Raw genomic sequence first — 20,629 nt, 5'->3', positions numbered from 1 at the left:
AATTAACTTTTAATGTTAAGGTTAGGTTAAACAGGGTCATTGTTATATGTTAAAATCATAATTTTGCTGAAATGAACAGGAAGTTACTAGTCCTACTTATTGTATTGATGACCTTATCTTTAACAGGTGTAATATTTGTTCAAGCATATTGGATAAAAAAATCAATTGAGGATAAAGAGGAGCAATTTTATCAAACAGTTTCGCAAGTTTTAGATAATGTTGCCAGCAAAATAGAAAATAGGGAAGTAAATGATTATGTTGAAAAATTTATTGCACTAAAGGACAGTGTAGGTGATCCATCAGAATTCGAAATAAGCAGGTTGTTTTTTACACAAACAGATGATGATTCTAGGGAGCTAACGAAATATAGACATAGTATATTAAAAGAGGATTACAATGTTTCAAGATCGTTCTTTGACAATGATATCGTAGATGATAGTACTATAACAGTATCTAATTTTTCTAGTTTTACGAAGGAGGAAGTCTTAAAAGAAGAATTTGGTCTAGATGGTCAAAGATACAATTATACTCCAATAAAAATAATTGAGAAATTTGGAGATATGGGCCGAATTGAGAGGCTTACATTTGAAGCATCTTTTAGAGACATTGCCAATAGCAAGCCCATGCATAAAAGAGTTTCTAAAGAAGAAGTAGAAATCCTCTTAGGGCAAGAGTTTAAAGATAGAAAGATTGATATAGATTTTGAATACGGAATTTATAGTAAAGATTTACCAACGTCTGTTAGGTCTAGGAAATTTAAATACGATCCGGCTACAATTCACAGAACTCCAATTTTTAGGGATAGTGATGGCAATACAGATTTTGCATTGCTGGTTAATTTCCCAGATAAGAAAGAGTATTTGGTAGGTTCTATATTGGGAATGTCTTTGTTGACATTTTTATTTACCATAATTATATTACTGACGTATTCTGGTGCTATTTATCAATTGATTCGGCAAAAGAAAATATCTGAGATAAAAACAGATTTCATCAATAATATGACGCATGAATTTAAAACTCCTATTGCAACGATTAACCTAGCGGTGGAAGCTATTAAAAATCCCTCTGTAATAAATGACAATGAGAAGGTAGGGCGATATTTACAGATGATTAGGGATGAGAATAAAAGAATGCATGCACAAGTAGAGAATGTCTTGCGAATCTCTAAATTGGAAAAAAACCAATTGGATATTAGTAAGGAAAGGGTAGATGTGCACGACATAATAGAGGATGCAATTACTCATGTAGAGTTAATAGTGAAAGACAGAGGCGGATATATACATACACATTTAGAAGCGGCAAATACGGAGATTTTAGCCAATGAGATGCACTTTACCAATGTAGTTGTAAATGTTTTAGATAACGCAATTAAATACTCTCCAGAAGCACCAAAAATAGATGTTTATACGGAGAGTACTAAGAATAGTATTATTATAAAAATACAGGATCAAGGATTAGGAATGAGTAAAGCTGTGTTAAAAAAAGTTTTTGAAAAATTTTACAGAGAACACACAGGAGATATACATAATGTAAAAGGACATGGGTTAGGATTGGCCTATGTAAAAAAAATAATAGATGATCACCAAGGTGAGGTATATGCAGAAAGTGACAAAGGAAAAGGGAGTACTTTCTTTATAAAATTGCCTAAAATTTAAAAAAATATGGAAACAGTAAACAAAAAAATACTTTTGGTCGAGGATGATCCCAATTTTGGTATCGTACTTAAGGATTATTTAGGAATGAATAATTTTGATGTTGTATTGGCTAAAAATGGAATGGAAGGATTTGAAAAGTTCAAGAAGGACATTTATGATGTTTGTATTTTGGATGTGATGATGCCATATAAAGATGGATACACTTTAGCAAGGGAGATTAGAGAAAAAAATGAAAATGTTCCTATTGTTTTTCTAACCGCTAAGACAATGAAAGAGGATGTTCTTAAAGGATACAAGGCGGGTGCAGATGATTATTTGAACAAACCTTTTGATTCAGAAGTACTCCTGATGAAACTTAAGGCGATTCTTCAAAGAAAATCTTCAAATACAGCTGCAGATAGCAAAAAGTTTGAATTTGATATTAGTGATTTTAAACTCAACTCTAAACTACGGTTTTTAAAGTTTAAGGATGAGGAAGCAATAAAACTATCTCCAAAAGAGAATGATCTATTGCGATTATTGGCCTTGTATGAAAATGATTTAATGCCAAGAGAGTTAGCGCTGACAAAAATATGGAGGGATGATAATTATTTTACATCAAGAAGTATGGATGTATATATTGCTAAACTTAGAAAGTACCTAAAGAAGGATGAGAATGTTGAAATTCTTAATATTCACGGAGAAGGGTTTCGATTGGTGATTAAAACAGAAGAAGACAAATAGCTTAAAAATTATTTATAAAAAAAACCATCCTATTTTATAGGATGGTTTTTTTATGTCTTTTTATTTTGTTCTACGGTGTGAATGATATTCTTAATATCGTCATCAAAGGAAACCCAGAATGTTTTTTCATTCCTTTTAAACCAAGTCATTTGTCTTTTTGCAAACCTTCGGGTATTTTTCTTTATTTCGGCAATGGCAAAATCTAGGGTCCATTCCCCATTAAAATATTGAAATAACTCACGGTAACCCACCGTTTGCAATGCGTTAAGGGATTTGTAGGGGAGTAAGGCCTTGGCTTCTTCTAATAAGCCCGCTTGCATCATAAGATCTACTCTTTTATTAATTCGGTCATAAATCACTGTTCTTTCGGCAAGTATTCCTACAGTAATGACTTGAAATGGTCTTTCTGGTTTAGCTTTGTTTAAAAAAGAAGAGTAGGGTTTATTTGCGCCTATGCAAACTTCTAATGCCCTGATTAATCGGTGTGGATTATCTTTGTCTACTTTGTTGTAATATTCAGGGTCAAGGAATTCTAATTTCTCTTGCAACGCAATTATTCCATCACTTTCAAAAATAGCGTTTAATTCAATTCTAATAGTAGGGTCAATTTCCGGAAAACTATCCAAGCCTTTGGTGAGGGCATCTACATACAAACCACTACCACCAACTAAAATAACAGTGTCATTTGTAACAAAAAGAGTGTCTAACAAGGCAAGGGCGTCTTTTTCAAAATCACCAACAGAGTAGGGTTCTAATATGCTTTTGTGTTGTATAAAATGATGTGGTGCACTAGCTAGTTCGTCTGGATCTGGCGCCGCAGTTCCAATTGTCATTTCTTTATAAAACTGACGAGAGTCAGCAGAAATAATTTCAGTTTTAAAATGGTTCGCTAATGCAATTGCTGCTTTTGTTTTGCCAATTGCTGTAGGTCCAATAACAGAGATAATTGTTTTAATAGCCACTATTCTTCCTTCTGTTCTTCATTTAATTTATACCCGCATTTTCTGCAGAAATCAGCATCAGCACGTTTTATTTCTGCACTACAGTTAGGGCAAGACCTACCGTCATCCATCGTGGCATCTTTTTTAGAAGATGCGTATTCAGCCGATACAATACCTGTAGGAACGGCAATAATACCATAACCGATAATCATAATAAGGGTTGCTAAAAACTGCCCTAAAGCTGTCTGGGGTGAAATATCACCGTAGCCAACGGTTGTTAAGGTAACAATGGTCCAATACACACTATGTGGAATACTGTTAAACCCGTGTTTAGGGCCTTCAATTAAATACATAAGGGTACCTAAAAGCACAGAAATAATAAGAACAAAAAAGACAAATACAAAAATTTTAGTTCTACTCGCTTTTAATGCCTTAGAAAGCTTGTTGGATTCACCAACAAAACGGGCTAATTTTAAGATTCTAAAAACACGTAACAGGCGCAAGGCTCTAAAGGCCGATAAATATTGTGATCCGATAAAGAAAAAAGAGAGGTATTTTGGAATGGTTGAAAGAAAATCTATAATTCCAAAAAAGCTGAAAATATACTTTTTAGGACTTTTAATACAGATGATTCTCAATATATATTCTATAGAAAAAAGGATGGTGACAATCCATTCTGAGATATTTAAAAATTGATGGTGTTCCTTGTCAAAATCAGGAACACTTTCTAGCATAACTACAATGATACTATAAAGAATTACCACCAGAAGAATAATATCGAATAATTTACCGGCAGGTGTATGTGTACCGTAAATAATTTCGTGTAATTTTCCTTTCCAGCCAGTATTAGGGGTTTCGTTCTTCAATAGGATTAATCTAATTCAGTTATTTTTAACCCTTTTCGCTTTCTTAAATACGTTTCTATTAAGTGATTTGCGTTTTGAGAGCCCTTCATTTTTGTGATAATAGTTTCTAAGATATGAATATTATTTATTTGATGGTTTAAATTGTAGAATCCGTATCCTTTAAATTCCCCTTTTTGTATTAAAATAGCGGAATATTCACCAATTTCTCGGCCTTTATCTTTAATTAAGATCGATTTATGGTGAAGGCTGTATTTGTCTATTGCTGCTAAAACTCTTTCATTGTAGGTGCTTTGGTCTTCTTTTCGTAGGCAAGCTCCCAGACATTTACCATCCTCATAATTGCCACAATTGGTTTTTGCTTGGGATATTGCATTTACTTTACCACATAAATTAAATTCACTAGTGATGCTCGCCATAAAATTTTTGGCGGCAATTATACTACTAAAAGTGCTGATGGTGTTTTCAGCTGCTTTTGTTTTATCGATATAAAGCGATAAATACCCATCCTTGTTTTCCTTCTTAAATATTCCAAAGGAGAATAGTACTTTTTTAGGATGTCCATTGTATTTTGGTTTTGTCCGGACTAACTCTTCATTTTCTTTTAAAAGTGCCACCAATTCATTCCCCGTCTTTTCAAAAGTAATGCGTCGTGTTTGTTTTTGAAGTTTTCGGGCTACATTAGAAGTTCCTGTAAAATGTTTGTTCACCCTTTTTTTAATGTTAGAAGATTTGCCAATAAAAATAATTTCACCCTCTTTATCATGCATATAATAAACACCAGTTTCTGTGGGTAACTGCTCAACAAGGTCTATTTGTCTCGTAGAAAGTTCTCCCATAGTACCCTCTTTAATAACACTCTTTATTATGGTTTTATCAGAATCTTTGGCCAATAATAATTTAAAAAGTTGAAGTGTAGCAAGTGCATCGCCATTTGCTCTGTGTCTGTCGCTCACAGGGATACCTAAAGAACGAACTAATTTACCTAAACTATAAGATTCCATATCTGGAATAAGTTCTTTAGATAAATTTACGGTACATAGTGTTTTGCGTTCAAAATTATAGCCTAACCGTCTAAATTCAGTTCTCAGGATTCTATAATCAAATTGAGCGTTATGTGCTACTAATACCGCATCTTCCGTAATTTCAACAATACGCTTGGCCACCTCATGGAATTTTGGCGCTGTGCGTAACATTTTATCATTTATGCCCGTTAATTTTACAACAAAGGGTTGTATTTCTTTTTCTGGATTTATTAAACTAATGAATTTGTCAACTACTTTATGTCCGTCAAACCTATGAATAGCAATCTCTGTTATTCCTTCTTCATTGTATTTTCCTCCGGTGGTTTCTATATCTAAGATTACGTACATCAAATAAATTATCGACTGTTGTTTATGTATAATTTCTAGTGCCAAAGATACTACTTCCGATCCGGACCATAGTACTTCCTTTTTCAATTGCAACTTTATAATCACCACTCATCCCCATAGACAGTGTATTAATTTTTATATTCTTGGACGCTTTGTTTTTAAGCCTGTCAAAAATAGATTTTAATGCCGCGAACTCTTTTTTTATTTGGATTTCATCTGAGGTAAATGTAGCCATACCCATTAGGCCAACAATGGTAATATTTTCTAATGTGGCACATTCTTCAGAAGAAACAATTTCTAGCAACTCATTTTCACTTAAACCAAACTTGGTATCTTCTTCAGCGATATGTATTTGCAACAGACAGTCAATGGTACGGTTGTGTATTTTTGCTTGTTTATTTATTTCTTTCAATAGTTTAAAGCTATCAACACCATGAATCAATGAAACAAACTCAGCCATATATTTCACTTTGTTTCTTTGTACATGTCCAATCATATGCCATTGAATATCTTTGGGTAAAACCTCCCATTTCTGGGTCATTTCTTGCACTTTATTTTCTCCAAAAACACGTTGACCAGCTGTATAGGCTTCTTTAAGATCGGCGATAGGTTTTGTTTTAGAAACCGCTACAAGGGTAACTGTGTCTGGAATTTCACTTTTTATTTTCAATAAGGATTCTGTAATAGACATAATTTTAATTTGCAATTAAAATTCATAAATAGTTACTCCACTGCGCAGTTTTGGCTCTATGAAAGTGCTTTTGGGTGGCATTCTTAAACCCTCATCCGCAATGTTTTTTAATTCTTCAATATTTGCGGGAATCATATTAAAGCCAACTTGAAATGCTCCGCTATCTACCTTCGTTTTAATACTGATAATTTCTTTTTTACCACTGAGGTAATCGATACGGTTGTTGTTCCGTAAATCTGTAATATTTAAAATTGGTTTTAGCACGGTTTCATATAGTAATTGGGCGTCTAACCGATCCAATGAAGTTTTAAATTTATAACTAGATTTACGCAAATGTAAGGAATAAAACTCGCCATCCAAATACATGCTGAAATGATGTTTTTCTGTAGGTTTGTATGGAATTACACCTCTATTTTCAATGCGATATAAGGCATCTAGTTGAATTAAAAACTCCTCTTTTGATAAACCATTTAGATCCTTTACAAGTCGGTTGAACTCGTGAATTTTTAACTCAGATTCTGGGATGAGATAGGTCATAAAATAATTGTAATTCTCTGTTCCCTTATGGTTTTTATTACGCTCTTTTAGGTCAAGACTTAAGAGTTCTGATGAAGACGAACGATGGTGTCCGTCTGCAATATATAAAACAGCTATGTTTTTAAATGTTTCTATAATCGTCTCAATACTATTTTCCTCTGTTATAAGCCACAAATAGTGTGTGTCTCTATAGGTAGTGGTAAATTCATATTCGGCACGTTCTAGTTGCTTACGCTGTATAATGGCTGTAATCGTTTTGTTGTCGGGATAGGTAATAAGCACTGGCTCTGTATTAAAACCTACCGTTTTTAAATAGTCTTTAAAAATTAGTTCCCTTTTTGCAATGGTATTTTCGTGCTTTTTAATGAGGTTATTTTGATAATCCAGTACGCTAGCAGCGGCTACAATACCATTAAATACTTGCTTATTTCTATCGACTATTTTGTAGATGTAAAACAAGGGTTTTTCATCTTGTTCAAAGACACCGTCTTCCTTAAATTCTAAATATCTGTTCTTTACTAATTGATAACGTGAAATCCCTGAAATTTCTTTATCGTATTTATAACCAGGATTAACAATATGTAAAAATGAAAACGGATTGTGGTCTAATCGGGCTTCGCGTTCTGCTTGTGTATAGCTTTGATAGGAGCGTGAAGCCACCAAACTAACTTTGTCTCTGGTTGGCCGTACTGCTTTAAATGGTTTTATGTTTGCCACAATAAAATTTAGTTCAAAAATTGAGCTGCTACTTTTTCGGCTTTCCTAGATGCTGAATAATCATAAAACCCTTCGCCTGATTTTACACCCAATTTCTTGGCCATAACCATATTAACTAACAAGGGGCAGGGCGCATATTTAGGATTTTTAAATCCGTCATACATTACATTTAAGATGGATAAACAAACATCTAATCCAATAAAATCGGCTAATTGTAAGGGGCCCATAGGATGCGCCATTCCCAATTTCATAACCGTGTCGATTTCAGAAACTCCAGCTACGCCATTGTACAGTGTTTCTATGGCCTCATTTATCATAGGCATTAAGATTCTGTTGGCAACAAAACCTGGGTAATCGTTCACTTCTGTCGGTGTTTTTCCTAGATTAGTAGCGACCTTCATTATGGTTGCGGTAACCGCATCTGAGGTGTTGTAGCCCCTTATAATCTCTACCAATTGCATTATGGGTACGGGATTCATAAAGTGCATGCCTATAACCTTATCTGGTCTCTTGGTTTCTGCAGCTATTTTGGTAATAGAGATGGAGGAAGTGTTGGTAGCCAAAATGGTATCCGCGTCACACAAAGCATCTAGGTCTTTAAATATTTTCAATTTTAAATCCACATTTTCCGTGGCGGCCTCTACAACCAACTCCGTGTTTTTAACCCCTTCAGCCAAAGTGGTACATAGGGTAATGTTAGCTAAAGTATTTGTTTTGTCTGTTTCCGTAATTTTATCCTTAGCTACCATCCTATCTAAATTTTTAGTAATGGTTGCTATTCCTTTGTCTAAAGAAGCTTGTGTGATGTCTATTAAATTAACCTTATAATTGTTTTGAGCAAATACGTGAGCAATTCCATTGCCCATAGTTCCTGCCCCGATAATTGCTATATTTTTCATTCCGTTCGTTTTTTCGTCTTAAAATGATGCTATGATTTGCAAGGCAACGCGCAACGCTTGAGTTCCTTGCTCTAATGTTACAATTGGTGTTGTATTATTGGTAATGGCATCTGCAAAAGTTTCCAATTCATCTAAAATTGCATTATTGTTGTCAATTTCAGGGTTTTCAAAATAAATTTGCTTTTTTTCACCTTCCGCATTTTGCAATATCATGTCAAAATCTCCTGGCTGTTCAGGAGCATCCTTCATTCTTACTACTTCTACCTTTTTTTCTAAAAAGTCCACAGAGATATAAGCGTCTTGTTGAAAAAACCTTGACTTGCGCATATTTTTTAATGATATCCTACTAGCTGTAAGGTTTGCCACACAGCCGTTTTCAAATTCAATTCGAGCATTTGCAATGTCTGGAGATTTGCTAATAACAGATACGCCACTCGCGTTTATGCTTTTTACATTAGAGTGAACCACACTAAGGATGGCATCAATATCATGAATCATTAAATCTAACACTACAGGGACATCTGTGCCACGCGGATTAAACTCTGCCAACCTGTGGGTTTCAATGAACATAGGATTTATAATACTATCCTTGACCGCAGAAAAAGCAGGGTTAAAACGTTCTACATGACCTACTTGCCCTTTTACCTGATGTTTATTTTTGAGTGCTATTAAAGCTTCAGCCTCTTCCAATGTGTTGGTTATTGGTTTCTCAATGAAAATATGTTTTCCTTTTTCAATGGCTTTCTTGGCACAATCAAAATGTGAAAGCGTAGGTGTAACAATATCCAAAACATCCACGGCATCCATCAATTTATTGATATTGTCAAAATAGGTATAACCAAACTCCGCAGCTACTTTTTTACCGTTAATGGCATCAGGATCATAAAAACCAATTAAATTAAATTTATTTGATTCATTGAGCAAACGCAAATGGATTTTCCCCAAATGTCCTGCTCCTAAAACTCCAACGTTAAGCATAAAAATCAATTTTGAACAAAAATAGGGATAATGTTTGTTCTAAAGTTTATGTCTTTAAAAGTTTATAAGGTAATTGTTAGAAAAAGAGCAAGAACAACCTTTTTATACTAACATTTTTTGCGTAAAAGTTAGATTTTTGTTTAATAATTGTAAATTTAGCAATTGAAATTTAACTAAGAGAACTATGAAATTGAATAGTATTAAAACTGTTTTTATGGCGGTTTTGTTTTTGGCACCATTTACAACTATAAATGCCCAGGATAAACTAAAGAAAATGCCTGGTTATGAGCAATATAAAACAGTAGCTCCAAAAATAAGAAGTTCGGTGAAAATGGCACCAATGTATGTTAATTGGAATGAAGATGGTACTTCTTTTCAATATATAAAAGAGGGGCAAAACTATGTGTATACAGTTGGCAAGGGGGAAGCAAAGGATAATGAACCTATGCAGAATAGTGCTAGAAGAAGGTGGGGCAATAGACCTGCACGTGGAAGACAATACGCTTCAGCAGATTCTCCAGATGGTAAATTAAAGGCATTTACAAAGGATAGAAATATGCATGTGAGTGCTATTGATGGGAGCAATAGTATAGCCATTACAACAGATGGAAATGAGGAAAATCAAGTTAAATTCGGAATTGCTACTTGGGTATACGGGGAAGAATTAGGTCAGAATACGGCAATGTGGTGGTCACCGGATAGCAAAAAAATAGCATTTTATAGATTTGAAGAAAAAGAGGCGAAAAAATATTATGTCTTGTACCATCAAACAAAGATTCAAGATTCAGTAGAGATTGAAGCCTATCCTAAAGTAGGCGCAAAAAATTTACCAGTAGATTTATTGGTTTATGATTTAGAAACAAAAAAGACAACAATCTTGGATCTAAGAGACGGTAAACCTTATCATGATGGGGACCTAGGGACCTATATTTATGATATTAGTTGGACACCAGATGGGAAAGAATTGCTGTATCACAGTACCAATAGGAAGCAGAACATTATGGAGCTAAAAGCTGCTAATCCTAACACAGGAACTTCTAGGGTGGTTGTGCGTGAAGAGTGGTTGCCGAGTTTTACTGAGAATAGTCCAGAAATGCACATTTTGGAAAATGGTAACCAATTTATTTGGGCATCAGAAAGATCTGGTTTTACTAATTATTATTTGTATAATTTTGATGGAACATTAATAAACCCGGTCACTAGCCATGCCTATGAGGTGTCTAATCTTGTAAAGGTAGATGAGGCTAAAGGTATAGTGTATTATATGGCCAGAAGTGGGGATAATCACATGAAAATGCAATTGCATAGTGTAAAGTTAAACGGAAGTAGAAATACAAGACTTACAAACCCTGCGTATCATCATACTATTTCACTAGCACCAAACAACAACTATTTTGTCGATGTTTCAGAAACACATGCTATACCCCCTTTTACAAATTTAATGAGCATAAAAGGGAAAAAAATTGCTGAAATTGGAAAAAGTGATATGACCGAGTTTCACGCAATGGGTTTAAAAAAGGTAGAGGTATTTACCTTTACTTCGGCTGATGGAGAAACAGAATTGCACGGTATGTTACATTTTCCTTCAAACTTTGATCCTGCAAAAAAATACCCGCTTATTTTAAGTAACTATGGAGGTCCTGCAACCAATGCGTTTACCGAAAGATTTTCTCTGCCAAATGCGCTAACAGAATATGGTTTTCTCGTGGCTAATGTTGATGGAAGAAATGTACGAGGTAGAGGGAAAAGGTTGCTAGATAACCTATATGGTAATTTAGGAATTGTAGAAATGGATGATTTTGCAGCTGGGATTAAATCGCTCTACAATAGACCTTATTTTGACAAAGATAGGGTAGGTGTATATGGAACCTCCTATGGTGGAACAACAGCGGCTACTAGTTTGCTTCGTTACCCAGATGTATATCACGTTGCCGTTGCAAATTCAGCTGTTACGGATTGGCGTAATTACGATAATATTTATACGGAACGTTATATGGATTTACTAGAAGATAACCTAGAAGGGTACGAAGCGTCTAGTTTAATGAATATGGCCAAGGATTTACAAGGAGAATTAATGATCTTTTTCGGTACCAATGACAATAATGTGCACCCAGCCAATTCTTTACAACTTATTAAAGCCTTGCAGGCCGCAGGAAAAAGTTTTGAAGTTCAAATTGGTCCAGATCAAGGACATACCGCTGTGAATAGAGATAGAATGATGGAGTTTTTTATTCAACACCTTGTGTTAAAGAAGTGATATGACAAAACCTATAAAAAAAGGCTTCATTAACCCATGAAGCCTTTTTTTATAGGTCACTAAATTCCCCAATTAGTCTTTGTTGTTCTTTATGCCCTTTCTCCGTTAAATACGGTAGCATAACATCCCATATATGAAGTACCATTTCTCCTTTTTCATCAAATTTAGAACTGGTAAGGACTTCTTGTTTCGATAACCAAAAGGTAATTACTATGCGAATGGTGTGCTGCAAGCGCGTCAATTTATCACCTTTATGAAGTTGCATATACCCTTCTGTAATGAATTCATTAAAGAAAGATTGCATTTGGGTTTTTCTAATTTCTAATGTTTTTTTTAATAGTTTACTGATCTTAGGATACGAACGTGATATTTCCAAAACATCTAAATTGAAAAAGCGATATTTATTTTGGAACTCTTCGGTGTGAATAAGTAGTCTGTGAAAATGCTCCATTGGAGAGGCGTATTCATCACGTAATAAATAGGATTCAGACATTTCTTTTCGCATTCTTTTATAGATTGCCAAAATAAGGTCTTCCTTTGTTTTATAATGATAATCTAAATTTCCATGACTAATGCCTAATTCTGCTGCAATATGTCTACTGGTAATGCTTTGTACACCGTTTTCATTGAATAGTTGAATGGCACATAATACTATTTTGTCTTTCGTTTTTACTTTTTTTGTTTCCTTCATTTATGCTTTGGATTGCATGGTTTGCTACGTGATATAAATATACTGAATTTTATAGCTTTAATAAATCACTACTCATTCCTGGTTCTAGCGGAGTTTGGTATTTTCCATTTATGATCTGCACAGGGAATTTAAAATGGTCCTTAAGATGCGGAATATGCTCCAAAAGTAGGGCTGGATGACCAATAGAAATGTGATTAAATAGTACTAAATGTTGATGAATTTGTCCCATATCGCCAACATGCGGTACAACAGGGATATTGTGTTTTCTAGACAAAAGACTTATAAGAATAAACTCAGAAACGCCTCCAACTCTAACGGCATCAACTTGATTGAAGGACATACAACCGGATTGAATGAAATTTTTAAAGAGTATTTTATTGGGGACATGTTCTCCTAAAGCTAATTTTACAGAAACTGTATTGGCTAAGGTTACATGAGCTTGTACATCATCTGGATGTGTTGGTTCTTCAACCCAAAATGGATTTAAGTCTTGTAGCTTTTTGCAAATGGAAATGGCTTCATTAAGATTCCATTGTTGATTGGCATCAAACATAATGGTGGCCTTATCGCCCGCAATTTTACGCACCATTTCTGCCCTCCGAATGTCTCGCTCTGGATTTTTAGAACCAACCTTCAGTTTCATAGCAGTAAAACCATTATCCATCGCTTTCAAAATATTTTGAGCTACTTTTTCATCGCTATAATTAAACCAACCAATAGAGGTATCATACCCAGGATATCCTGCTGTTATAATTTTCTCTCGCGCTGTTCTTCCGTTTTGCTGAGATTTTAATAGTGCAATGGCATCTTCTTTTGTGAGAACATCTTCATAATATGAAAAATCCAAGGTATTGACCAGTGCTTCGGGCGATAGGTCTATCAATAGTTTCCATAAGGGGACTCCTTTAGATTTTGCCCATAAATCATAACAAGCGTTGACGATGGCTGCTAGTGCTAAATGAACAACTCCCTTATGCGGACCCAACCATCTAAAATTGGGATCGTCGGCCATAATTTTATAGGTAGTTCCAAAATCGGCCATTAATTCATTAATTTCTCTTCCTTCTATATGTTTCACCAAATAATCTATAGCCTGACAAACAATTCCGTTGCCAGTCCCTAAAGTAAATGCTAAGCCTACGCCTTCTATTTTTCGGTCTGTTTGTAAACTACAAACAGCGTAGGCGTATATTGGAGTTGTGTGCACAGCATCAGATCCAGCGCCGTCCTTTAGTTTAAACCTAGTATCTCGGGAAGTTGCTTTTTTTATAATAATGGGTGTATTCATTGGTTATACTATTTGTTGGAAATTGATATTTGAACATTAAAACTACTACCATCCGTTTTAGGATTTACATTTTCCAAAGCAGATGCGGCATACATAACTAGGGGGACTCCTTTTTTGTCGATTAATAATTGTGGCCTTTCAAGGCGATCTACGGTTACTTTAGTGCCGTTCGTTAAATGGAGCGTTCTATTTATAAATAAGGGTGTTTGTGCTACCTCCCATTGGAGTCCGTCTTGAGATAAGAGAAATGCTAAAGTTTTCTTTTCTCCTGTTAGTCGCCCTGAAAAATCTTTTACAACCGCAAAGAATTTTTTCTGGTTTTTGGCGTACCAAACATAGGGGTCTTCTGTGCTTGCTATAGAACCGTCTGGCATTCGTATGTCAAAAACAAACTCTTCTTTAGCCTTAAAGGGCCCCAAGGGTGTTTTTCCTATGGCAACACCATGCGCTCCTTTCCAACCAGGTTCATATAAATTGCCTTTAAAAAAAAGCATGTAATCTTTGGTTTTTGGATTGAAAACTACCGCCGGATTTACTACGATAATATTATCGGGTTTCGCAATAGTTCCCTTGGGAGAACCATGGAGAATATTGTTCGGTTTAACTCGTGTTCTTGCTGTTAATAGCGGTTCTTTTGGTCTTTGAAAATTTCCATTTATGAGGTCCTCAAAATTGGTAAAGGCAATGGCTCCAATACAAAGTGATTGCTGTACTCTTGACCTTTTGTCTAAATTTTCACCGGTAGAACCATTGGGCTGTTCTCCGTAGTCCTTGCCACCAATATAGTAGAGGTAGTAGGTGTCTTTAAATTTCTTTATATGCGGATTGTGTACCATTTGCGCATCCCATGCGGTCGTATCTCCACTATACCTGCTACCCTTTAAAATTATTTTTTGAAACTTAAAATCACGATCGGGAAAATCAGAAACTGCATAGCCTATTTTAGATTCTAAAACCCAGCTTTGAGCAAAGCTGCCATTAGTGGAACCACTTTCCCATAGTGAAAAGAACATGTGATATTTGCCGTCATCGCCCTGAATAACACTTCCTCCCCAAACAAAATAACCGTCAATATTAAGGGTTGAAGGCCCTTGGAGAATTTTACTTTCGCCCTTCTCTTTTACAATTGCATTTAAGGGTTGTGGTTGTATGGCAAAGGGTGTTTTACAAGCACTTCCAACAATTAAGAAAAGTATACAATACAAGTGTTTCATGGGTTTTTATACGCTTATAAGTGATGTTTAATTATTCTGTACGGCAGAAATTTCTTGTTCCATAGCGGAGGTGTTTAACTCTAATGTGATGACTGATACACTATCATCAGGTAAAACATCCGGTAGGGTGATGGCTGCACTATTTTTTCCATTTTTAAATGTTACGGGTGTATTACCATCTAAAAAATAGGCTTTTGTGATTCTAGTTTTTTTTGGAAGTGTCACTTCTATTTCTTTTTCAGGATGCTGTAATAAAAACACATAAATCTTGTTTTCCTTTCTTGTACTCACCATATAATCGGTAGGTAAATAGGGGCCTCCTCGTGTCCCATATATGGCGTCTTGGTTTATTTTAACCCAATCTCCAACTTCTTTCAATCGGTCTATTTGCCGTTGTTCAATCCTTCCATCGGCCATAGGGCCAACGTTTAATAGCAGGTTTCCGTCACCACCAATGGTACGTACTAACGTCTGAATACATTCTTTTTTTGATTTAAGTTTATCATTGGCCTTCCATGCCCATTGGGTGGCAATGGTCATGCAAGATTCCCATGCATTCTTATTGTCAAATTTTCCAATTTGTTGTTCAGGAGTGGCATAATCTCCTGCATATTTAATGCTTTTGGTTATCCCTGCCATACCTTCACGACCTTTGTCAACTCGGTTGTTTATTAGGATATCATCTTTTAATTCCCTCAAGTATTTATACATATCCATACCCATTTCGTGTGTCCATGCCCATTCCCATTCCCCATCAAACCAGATAAAAGCAGGATCATAATTGTCTATGATTTCTTTAAGTTGGTTTTTCATAAAGGTGATATAGCGTTGCATTCCTGCTTTTTCCTTGGGATCTTTTATTTCTCTATCAATACGTACATTTTCTTTGTATGGGTAAACAACTGGGTAATCTTCATGTTTCCAGTCACAAACGGTATAATAGGCACCAAAAACGATTCCTTGTTTTTTGCATTCTTCCACCAATTCTTTTATAATGCCTTTCCCGTAAGGCGTGTTTCCCATATCGTAATCTGTATGTTTGCTATCCCAAAGACAAAAGCCGTCATGGTGCCTGGTTGTTAGCGCCATATACTTCATACCTGCATCTTTGGCAGTTTTTACCCAGGTAGCTGCATTGAACAGAACGGGATTAAACTCTTTGTATAAATTGTCATAATCGTCAATAGCCACTTGTTTGCCTCTAGACCAACTTATTTCTGTTCCTCGTAAAGCCACGGGTCCCCAGTGAATAAACATTCCAAACCTCATATCTTTAAAAGATTCTAGGGCTTTGGTATTCGTTGTTAAATTTGGATTCGCCTCACCACCGCCAGACAATTGTGCATTCACCGTAAATAGGGTAAATAGGCTGAATAGAACTACAGTGTACTTGTATGTTGTTTTCATTTTATAAGTATTAATTAATTTTAATAGGGTTAAATAATGTACCACCAGTTGCGCTAGATTCGTATACAGTTTCTACCAATTGCATCGTGTCTAAGGCATCTGTAGTACTACAAAGAAGAGGAAAATTTGAATCTAGGATATGGTTTTGTAAATTTGCCATTGTTCCAATAAATGCATGTGGAAACCAAGCTCCCTCTAAACGAATTTCTTGCCAACCTTTTTTATTACCTACAATTGTATATTCCATTTTTGGGGGTCTACCATTGGGGTAATCTAATGACAAGCCAATCTTTATTTTAATTGCACCTTTAGTGCCTTCAATCTTTAGGTAGGATTCTTGGTGTTTTGTGCCATAGTGATGCCCGTGATTGGTAAGAATTCTTGCTTGGGTGTATTCATCGTAATCTAGAATGATACTGCTTCGTGTTGCCGCTAATTCTTTGGTTTTTGGATGTTTAATGGTGCTGGCGTATACTTTTTTAGGATTCCCTAAAAAACTACGGACCAAGTCCAAATAATGAATACTGTGATATACTACTTCTACTCGGGGTTTTTTGTATAGAAAGTCCCATAACTCCCAAGGGGTGTTTACACAAACCTTAAGTTCTATATCAAAAATATCGCCTATGAGTTTTTTTGAAATAATGTCTTTGGCCGCAAGACAGTAAGGTGCAAATTTTAATTGAAAATTTACGGCCGAAACCAGCTGTCTTTCTCTACATATATTAGCAATCTCTAGTGCCTGCGCCAGGGTTTCACCCATTGGTTTTTGAATAAGTACAGCGGCACCAAAAGGAAGTTGTTTTAAAATAGAACAATAATAATTTGCTGGTACGGCAAGGTCAAACACCGCATTCTGCTTGGTAGCCTCTTTAATTAACTCTGTTAATGTGGAATACGTTTCTTGTATGCAAGCAAATTTACCTTTTAAAGCAATTGCCTTGGCGCGGTCAATATCATAAACACCCATCACAGGAAATTTTGCCAAGGTATAAGCTGGTAAATGTGCATCTTTAACAATGCCACCAGCACCAATGATTGCAATTGGCAAGGGATTGTCTGGCAAAATGGGGTGTTGTTGAAACATAAGGTTATTTTTTAAAATTAGGATTGCTATACCCTTGTTCCTTGTATTGTTTTAGTTGTAAACGCAATGTTTCTACAATGTCTGGGTATTGATCATATAAATTGTTTTTTTCACCCAAATCAGTATCTAGATTGTACAACTGTCCTTTGGGTAAGCTGCTGCCTTTTTTTGCTACTGGGATCCCACTCCAGCCGCCAGACCCTATACCATCAATAAATTTCCAAGACCCCTTGCGAATAGCGAACATTCCTTTTATGGAATGATGCACTAAATCTTCCCGGATTGGCGTTTTTTCATTGGTCTGTAAAACAGTGCTAAAGTCCATACTATCTTCAAAAGGGACGGCATCTTTGCTATCATTTGTAATGGCAGAAAAGGTAGCCATGAGGTCGTTTAAACCAATAAGTTGATCAGAAACCTGCATATTGCTAATTTGCTTTGGCCAAGATACAATAAAGGGAACCCGGTGTCCGCCTTCCCATATATCGGCTTTTATACCTTTTAAGGGTCTACTAGGGTCATGTCCGTACTTCTTTACTGAGCCTGTTGCTCCACCCATATTTTGACCATCGCGTTGAGGAGAACCATTGTCCGAAGTAAAAACAACAAGGGTGTTGTCTAATTGCCCGGTACGCTTTAATGCCGCAATTATTTCACCCACCGTCCAGTCTACTTCATGAACAAAATCGCCATACAAGCCAGCCTTGCTTTTGCCTATAAAATTTTTGGTTGGCGCAATAGGTGTATGTGGGGCTGTAAGGGCAAAATATAAAAAGAAAGGTTTGTCACTTTCTGCTTGTTCTTCAATATATGCAACCGATTTAGCGGTAATTGTTGGCATAACCTCGGTTAAATCCCAACCGCTGGTCATAGGTCCTGGTCCGCCATACATTCCGGCAAGTTTAAGGGTATCTGGCGTTTTTACAAAGGTATTGTTTTCAATATAGGCATAGGGTGCAAAATTAGGAACATCATCCCCAAAATAATAATCAAATCCGGCTTCTAAGGGACCACCACCAATTGGCTTTGTGAAATCTATTTTTTTCCAAAGTTCATTTCTTCCTTTTAGACTGTAATCGCCAATTGGAATGGTATCGTTCATATAGTTATTATCCAATCCTTTCCATCTCCATCCCAAATGCCATTTGCCAATACTTGCGGTGTTGTATCCGTTGCTTTTCAGCATTTTAGGCATTGTTAGCCTATCTTTTTCTATTAAAGGCTTGTCCCACATCCAAAGCACTGCACTCTTTAAAGGTGTTCGCCATGCATATTGTCCTGTTAATATGCCATACCTAGTTGGGGTACATACACTACTGGGAGCATGGGCATTGGTAAAGCGAATACCACTTTGGGCTAATGCATTTATGTTTGGTGTTGGTATTTTAGATTCCGTATTATACACTTCTGGATCACCATACCCCAAATCGTCTGCAAGGATAATTATGATGTTGGGTTTTTGTGCATCCCTATTTTGGAGAGACTGTTTACAAGACATAAATGAGGCAAGAACAGCAAAAATAAGGATTTTTGTAGTGCTGAATAATTCTGACCGCATTGGTTTAAGAGGTATGCTCATAATTATTTTATTAATAAAATATATAGTACAATACTAACATTACTACAACTAACAGTATGCTTAAATAGTTTATGGTTTTCGAAGGTGTGCTTACTTTTAAGTAAAACTCAGATGCTATAAATTGCTCTGTTTTATCTAAAGTAGAAATGGTGACATAGATAACAGAAGAAATTATAAAATAAATATAGGTTTGTCGCAACCAATTTATACCTAAGCCTTTGGAACTCGAGATGTAGTTTTCAATGCCCCCAATATGCATGTATTTTTCAACATAAAAAACAATGGCAGCAAAGAGACTTCCAAATATAAGGGTGTAAAATGCTGCGTTAGCCGTTCCCTTTTTTGATAGTATCCCCCAAACAAACACCGCTACAATAGAGGGTGCAAAAATGGAAAACATTTGATTTATCAATGCAAAAATAGCACCTAAACTCCCTAGAAAAGGAGACCATATTACCGCCAGCACCAAAACAACTACGCCTGTAATTTTACCAATATTAATTTTAGCGGTATCAGAAAGATTCGGTTTTATTTTATCAAACACATCATAAACGATCAATGTAGAACAACTGTTTAAAGCTGCAGCAACACTACTCATAACGGCAGCCAGCAAGGCGGCAACCATAAGACCTTTAAGTCCAATTGGCATTAATTCCATAATTAAAGTAGGTAAGACGCTCTTGGTGTCACTACCAATTTGATCGTGGAAAAGGGCAAAGGCCAAAATTCCTGGTATAACCATAATAAAAACGGGTAGAATTTTTAAGAAACCGGCAAACAAGGCTCCTAGTTTAGCCTGTTTTTCAGATTTAGCTCCTAAGACTCGTTGCACAATGGTTTGATCTGTACACCAATACCAAATACCCAAGATTAAATGCCCAAAAAGCATATCCAAAAAGGTAAATCCCTTGGTGGTGGAATTAAAACTTACTGCTTTTAAGCGGTCCGGATCTACAGCAAGTTTTAGTTCACTATAACTATGTATACCTACATCGGGAAGTTGATAAATTGCAAGTATAGTTATGGTTAGGGAACCTAGAATTAATATTATTGTTTGTACCGTTTCTGTTACAACAACAGAGGTTAGTCCTCCAATGATTGTGTAAATGCCTGTAGCCACAGCAATGATAATGATTGAGGTTAAGATATTGATTCCAAAAATGGATTCAAAAACCACAGCACCCGCGTAAAAACTTACTCCTATATGCATAAATAAGGCTGCGAGGATACTAAAAATAGCAAGGACTACTCTAGAGCGCACATCATATCGTTTTTCTAGAAATTGCGGTAAGGTTGTAATTTGAGTGCGCAAATAAAAGGGAATGAACACAAATGCCAATATGATAAGTTCAAAAGCAGAAAACCACTCAAAATTACCCCAAACAATACCGTCTTCAAAACCAGATTGCGCCAGACCAACAAGATGAATTGTGGAAATATTGGAAGCAAAAAGGGAGGCTCCAATTACAGACCAGGCAAGTGATTTACCTGCTAAAAAATAGCCTTCACTAGTTTTTCTTTTTCTACGAGAATACCAAAGACCAATACCTACAATGGTAACCATGTATAAAACAATCACAAATAAATCGATACCATTGATAGATTTCATAGTTCACATAATTTTAATAAACATAAACGATTAATTGTTTGTACTGTACATCAGAGGTTTAGGGTTGTTTACTGCATAATTAAAGGGTAATAAGCAACCATTCAATATATCAGAGTTTAT

General features: G+C 35.7%; 17 protein-coding genes. 3 read left to right on the top strand and 14 right to left on the bottom strand.

Annotated features, from left to right (window positions below):
- Positions 1-71 precede the first annotated feature (71 nt).
- Together MWU65_RS08315 and MWU65_RS08310 are read left to right on the top strand one after the other, a co-directional pair.
- A complete protein-coding gene (locus MWU65_RS08315) occupies positions 72-1,655 on the top strand; it encodes a HAMP domain-containing sensor histidine kinase (RefSeq protein ID WP_247076905.1) in 1,584 nt (527 codons plus the stop codon).
- Positions 1,656-1,661: 6 nt separating this feature from the next.
- Complete coding sequence (locus MWU65_RS08310; RefSeq protein ID WP_247076903.1) at positions 1,662-2,378, top strand: response regulator transcription factor; 717 nt, start codon at positions 1,662-1,664, stop codon at positions 2,376-2,378.
- Between the two features lie 50 nt (positions 2,379-2,428).
- Here MWU65_RS08310 and miaA read toward each other — a convergent pair whose 3' ends face one another.
- The 7 genes from miaA to MWU65_RS08275 are packed head-to-tail and all read right to left on the bottom strand — an operon-like array spanning position 2,429 to position 9,377.
- Positions 2,429-3,340, bottom strand: a complete 912-nt coding sequence (gene miaA, locus MWU65_RS08305; RefSeq protein ID WP_247076901.1) for a tRNA (adenosine(37)-N6)-dimethylallyltransferase MiaA — start codon at positions 3,338-3,340, stop codon at positions 2,429-2,431.
- On the bottom strand, positions 3,340-4,185 hold the full coding sequence (locus tag MWU65_RS08300; protein WP_247076899.1) for an ion transporter: 846 nt from the start codon (positions 4,183-4,185) through the stop codon (positions 3,340-3,342). The genes miaA and MWU65_RS08300 overlap by 1 nt, the downstream gene beginning before the upstream one ends.
- Positions 4,186-4,190: 5 nt before the next feature.
- Positions 4,191-5,555 carry an exonuclease domain-containing protein gene (locus tag MWU65_RS08295; protein WP_247076897.1) on the bottom strand — a complete coding sequence of 455 codons (1,365 nt, stop codon included), beginning with the start codon at positions 5,553-5,555 and terminating at the stop codon, positions 4,191-4,193.
- A 22-nt stretch (positions 5,556-5,577) separates the two neighbouring features.
- Positions 5,578-6,246, bottom strand: a complete 669-nt coding sequence (locus MWU65_RS08290; RefSeq protein ID WP_247076895.1) for a YggS family pyridoxal phosphate-dependent enzyme — start codon at positions 6,244-6,246, stop codon at positions 5,578-5,580.
- 15 nt (positions 6,247-6,261) lie between these two features.
- Entirely contained in the window at positions 6,262-7,500 is a 1,239-nt protein-coding gene (locus MWU65_RS08285; RefSeq protein ID WP_247076893.1) for a DUF1015 domain-containing protein, read from the bottom strand.
- An 8-nt stretch (positions 7,501-7,508) separates the two neighbouring features.
- Complete coding sequence (locus MWU65_RS08280; protein WP_247076891.1) at positions 7,509-8,399, bottom strand: 3-hydroxybutyryl-CoA dehydrogenase; 891 nt, start codon at positions 8,397-8,399, stop codon at positions 7,509-7,511.
- An 18-nt stretch (positions 8,400-8,417) separates the two neighbouring features.
- Entirely contained in the window at positions 8,418-9,377 is a 960-nt protein-coding gene (locus tag MWU65_RS08275) for a Gfo/Idh/MocA family oxidoreductase (protein ID WP_247076889.1), read from the bottom strand.
- 184 nt (positions 9,378-9,561) lie between these two features.
- On the opposite strand from MWU65_RS08275, the gene MWU65_RS08270 reads away from it, so the two are divergent.
- Positions 9,562-11,634 carry a DPP IV N-terminal domain-containing protein gene (locus tag MWU65_RS08270; protein ID WP_247076888.1) on the top strand — a complete coding sequence of 691 codons (2,073 nt, stop codon included), beginning with the start codon at positions 9,562-9,564 and terminating at the stop codon, positions 11,632-11,634.
- Between the two features lie 49 nt (positions 11,635-11,683).
- On the opposite strand, the gene MWU65_RS08265 is transcribed toward MWU65_RS08270, so the two are convergent.
- Genes MWU65_RS08265 through MWU65_RS08235 form a run of 7 tightly spaced genes read right to left on the bottom strand, consistent with a single transcriptional unit; the run spans position 11,684 to position 20,509 of the window.
- On the bottom strand, positions 11,684-12,325 hold the full coding sequence (locus tag MWU65_RS08265; protein WP_247076886.1) for a TetR/AcrR family transcriptional regulator: 642 nt from the start codon (positions 12,323-12,325) through the stop codon (positions 11,684-11,686).
- Positions 12,326-12,374: 49 nt separating this feature from the next.
- Positions 12,375-13,613: an enolase C-terminal domain-like protein gene (locus MWU65_RS08260; protein WP_247076884.1), complete on the bottom strand. Its 1,239-nt coding sequence runs from the start codon at positions 13,611-13,613 to the stop codon at positions 12,375-12,377.
- Between the two features lie 8 nt (positions 13,614-13,621).
- Positions 13,622-14,827: a glycoside hydrolase family protein gene (locus tag MWU65_RS08255; protein WP_247076882.1), complete on the bottom strand. Its 1,206-nt coding sequence runs from the start codon at positions 14,825-14,827 to the stop codon at positions 13,622-13,624.
- A 27-nt stretch (positions 14,828-14,854) separates the two neighbouring features.
- Positions 14,855-16,234, bottom strand: a complete 1,380-nt coding sequence (locus tag MWU65_RS08250; protein WP_247076880.1) for an alpha-L-fucosidase — start codon at positions 16,232-16,234, stop codon at positions 14,855-14,857.
- Positions 16,235-16,244: 10 nt separating this feature from the next.
- Positions 16,245-17,321 (bottom strand): Gfo/Idh/MocA family oxidoreductase, encoded by a 1,077-nt coding sequence (locus MWU65_RS08245; protein WP_247076877.1) that lies wholly within the window; start codon positions 17,319-17,321, stop codon positions 16,245-16,247.
- 4 nt (positions 17,322-17,325) lie between these two features.
- Positions 17,326-18,900 carry an arylsulfatase gene (locus tag MWU65_RS08240; protein ID WP_247076875.1) on the bottom strand — a complete coding sequence of 525 codons (1,575 nt, stop codon included), beginning with the start codon at positions 18,898-18,900 and terminating at the stop codon, positions 17,326-17,328.
- Between the two features lie 10 nt (positions 18,901-18,910).
- A complete protein-coding gene (locus MWU65_RS08235) occupies positions 18,911-20,509 on the bottom strand; it encodes a sodium/solute symporter (RefSeq protein ID WP_247076873.1) in 1,599 nt (532 codons plus the stop codon).
- Positions 20,510-20,629 lie beyond the last annotated feature (120 nt).

Origin of the sequence: Cellulophaga sp. F20128 (assembly GCF_023015805.1) — a bacterium.
Taxonomy (GTDB): Bacteria; Bacteroidota; Bacteroidia; order Flavobacteriales; family Flavobacteriaceae; genus Cellulophaga.
This window is presented reverse-complemented; position numbering and strand designations above follow the sequence as displayed.

Coding starts and splice junctions, on each gene's coding strand:
- MWU65_RS08315 (WP_247076905.1), top strand. CDS start 72: ATGAACAGGAAGTTACTAGTCCTACTTATTGTATTGATGACCTTATCT.
- MWU65_RS08310 (WP_247076903.1), top strand. CDS start 1,662: ATGGAAACAGTAAACAAAAAAATACTTTTGGTCGAGGATGATCCCAAT.
- MWU65_RS08295 (WP_247076897.1), bottom strand. CDS start 5,555: ATGTACGTAATCTTAGATATAGAAACCACCGGAGGAAAATACAATGAA.
- MWU65_RS08290 (WP_247076895.1), bottom strand. CDS start 6,246: ATGTCTATTACAGAATCCTTATTGAAAATAAAAAGTGAAATTCCAGAC.
- MWU65_RS08280 (WP_247076891.1), bottom strand. CDS start 8,399: ATGAAAAATATAGCAATTATCGGGGCAGGAACTATGGGCAATGGAATT.
- MWU65_RS08275 (WP_247076889.1), bottom strand. CDS start 9,377: ATGCTTAACGTTGGAGTTTTAGGAGCAGGACATTTGGGGAAAATCCAT.
- MWU65_RS08270 (WP_247076888.1), top strand. CDS start 9,562: ATGAAATTGAATAGTATTAAAACTGTTTTTATGGCGGTTTTGTTTTTG.
- MWU65_RS08265 (WP_247076886.1), bottom strand. CDS start 12,325: ATGAAGGAAACAAAAAAAGTAAAAACGAAAGACAAAATAGTATTATGT.
- MWU65_RS08260 (WP_247076884.1), bottom strand. CDS start 13,613: ATGAATACACCCATTATTATAAAAAAAGCAACTTCCCGAGATACTAGG.
- MWU65_RS08255 (WP_247076882.1), bottom strand. CDS start 14,827: ATGAAACACTTGTATTGTATACTTTTCTTAATTGTTGGAAGTGCTTGT.
- MWU65_RS08250 (WP_247076880.1), bottom strand. CDS start 16,234: ATGAAAACAACATACAAGTACACTGTAGTTCTATTCAGCCTATTTACC.
- MWU65_RS08245 (WP_247076877.1), bottom strand. CDS start 17,321: ATGTTTCAACAACACCCCATTTTGCCAGACAATCCCTTGCCAATTGCA.
- MWU65_RS08240 (WP_247076875.1), bottom strand. CDS start 18,900: ATGAGCATACCTCTTAAACCAATGCGGTCAGAATTATTCAGCACTACA.
- MWU65_RS08235 (WP_247076873.1), bottom strand. CDS start 20,509: ATGAAATCTATCAATGGTATCGATTTATTTGTGATTGTTTTATACATG.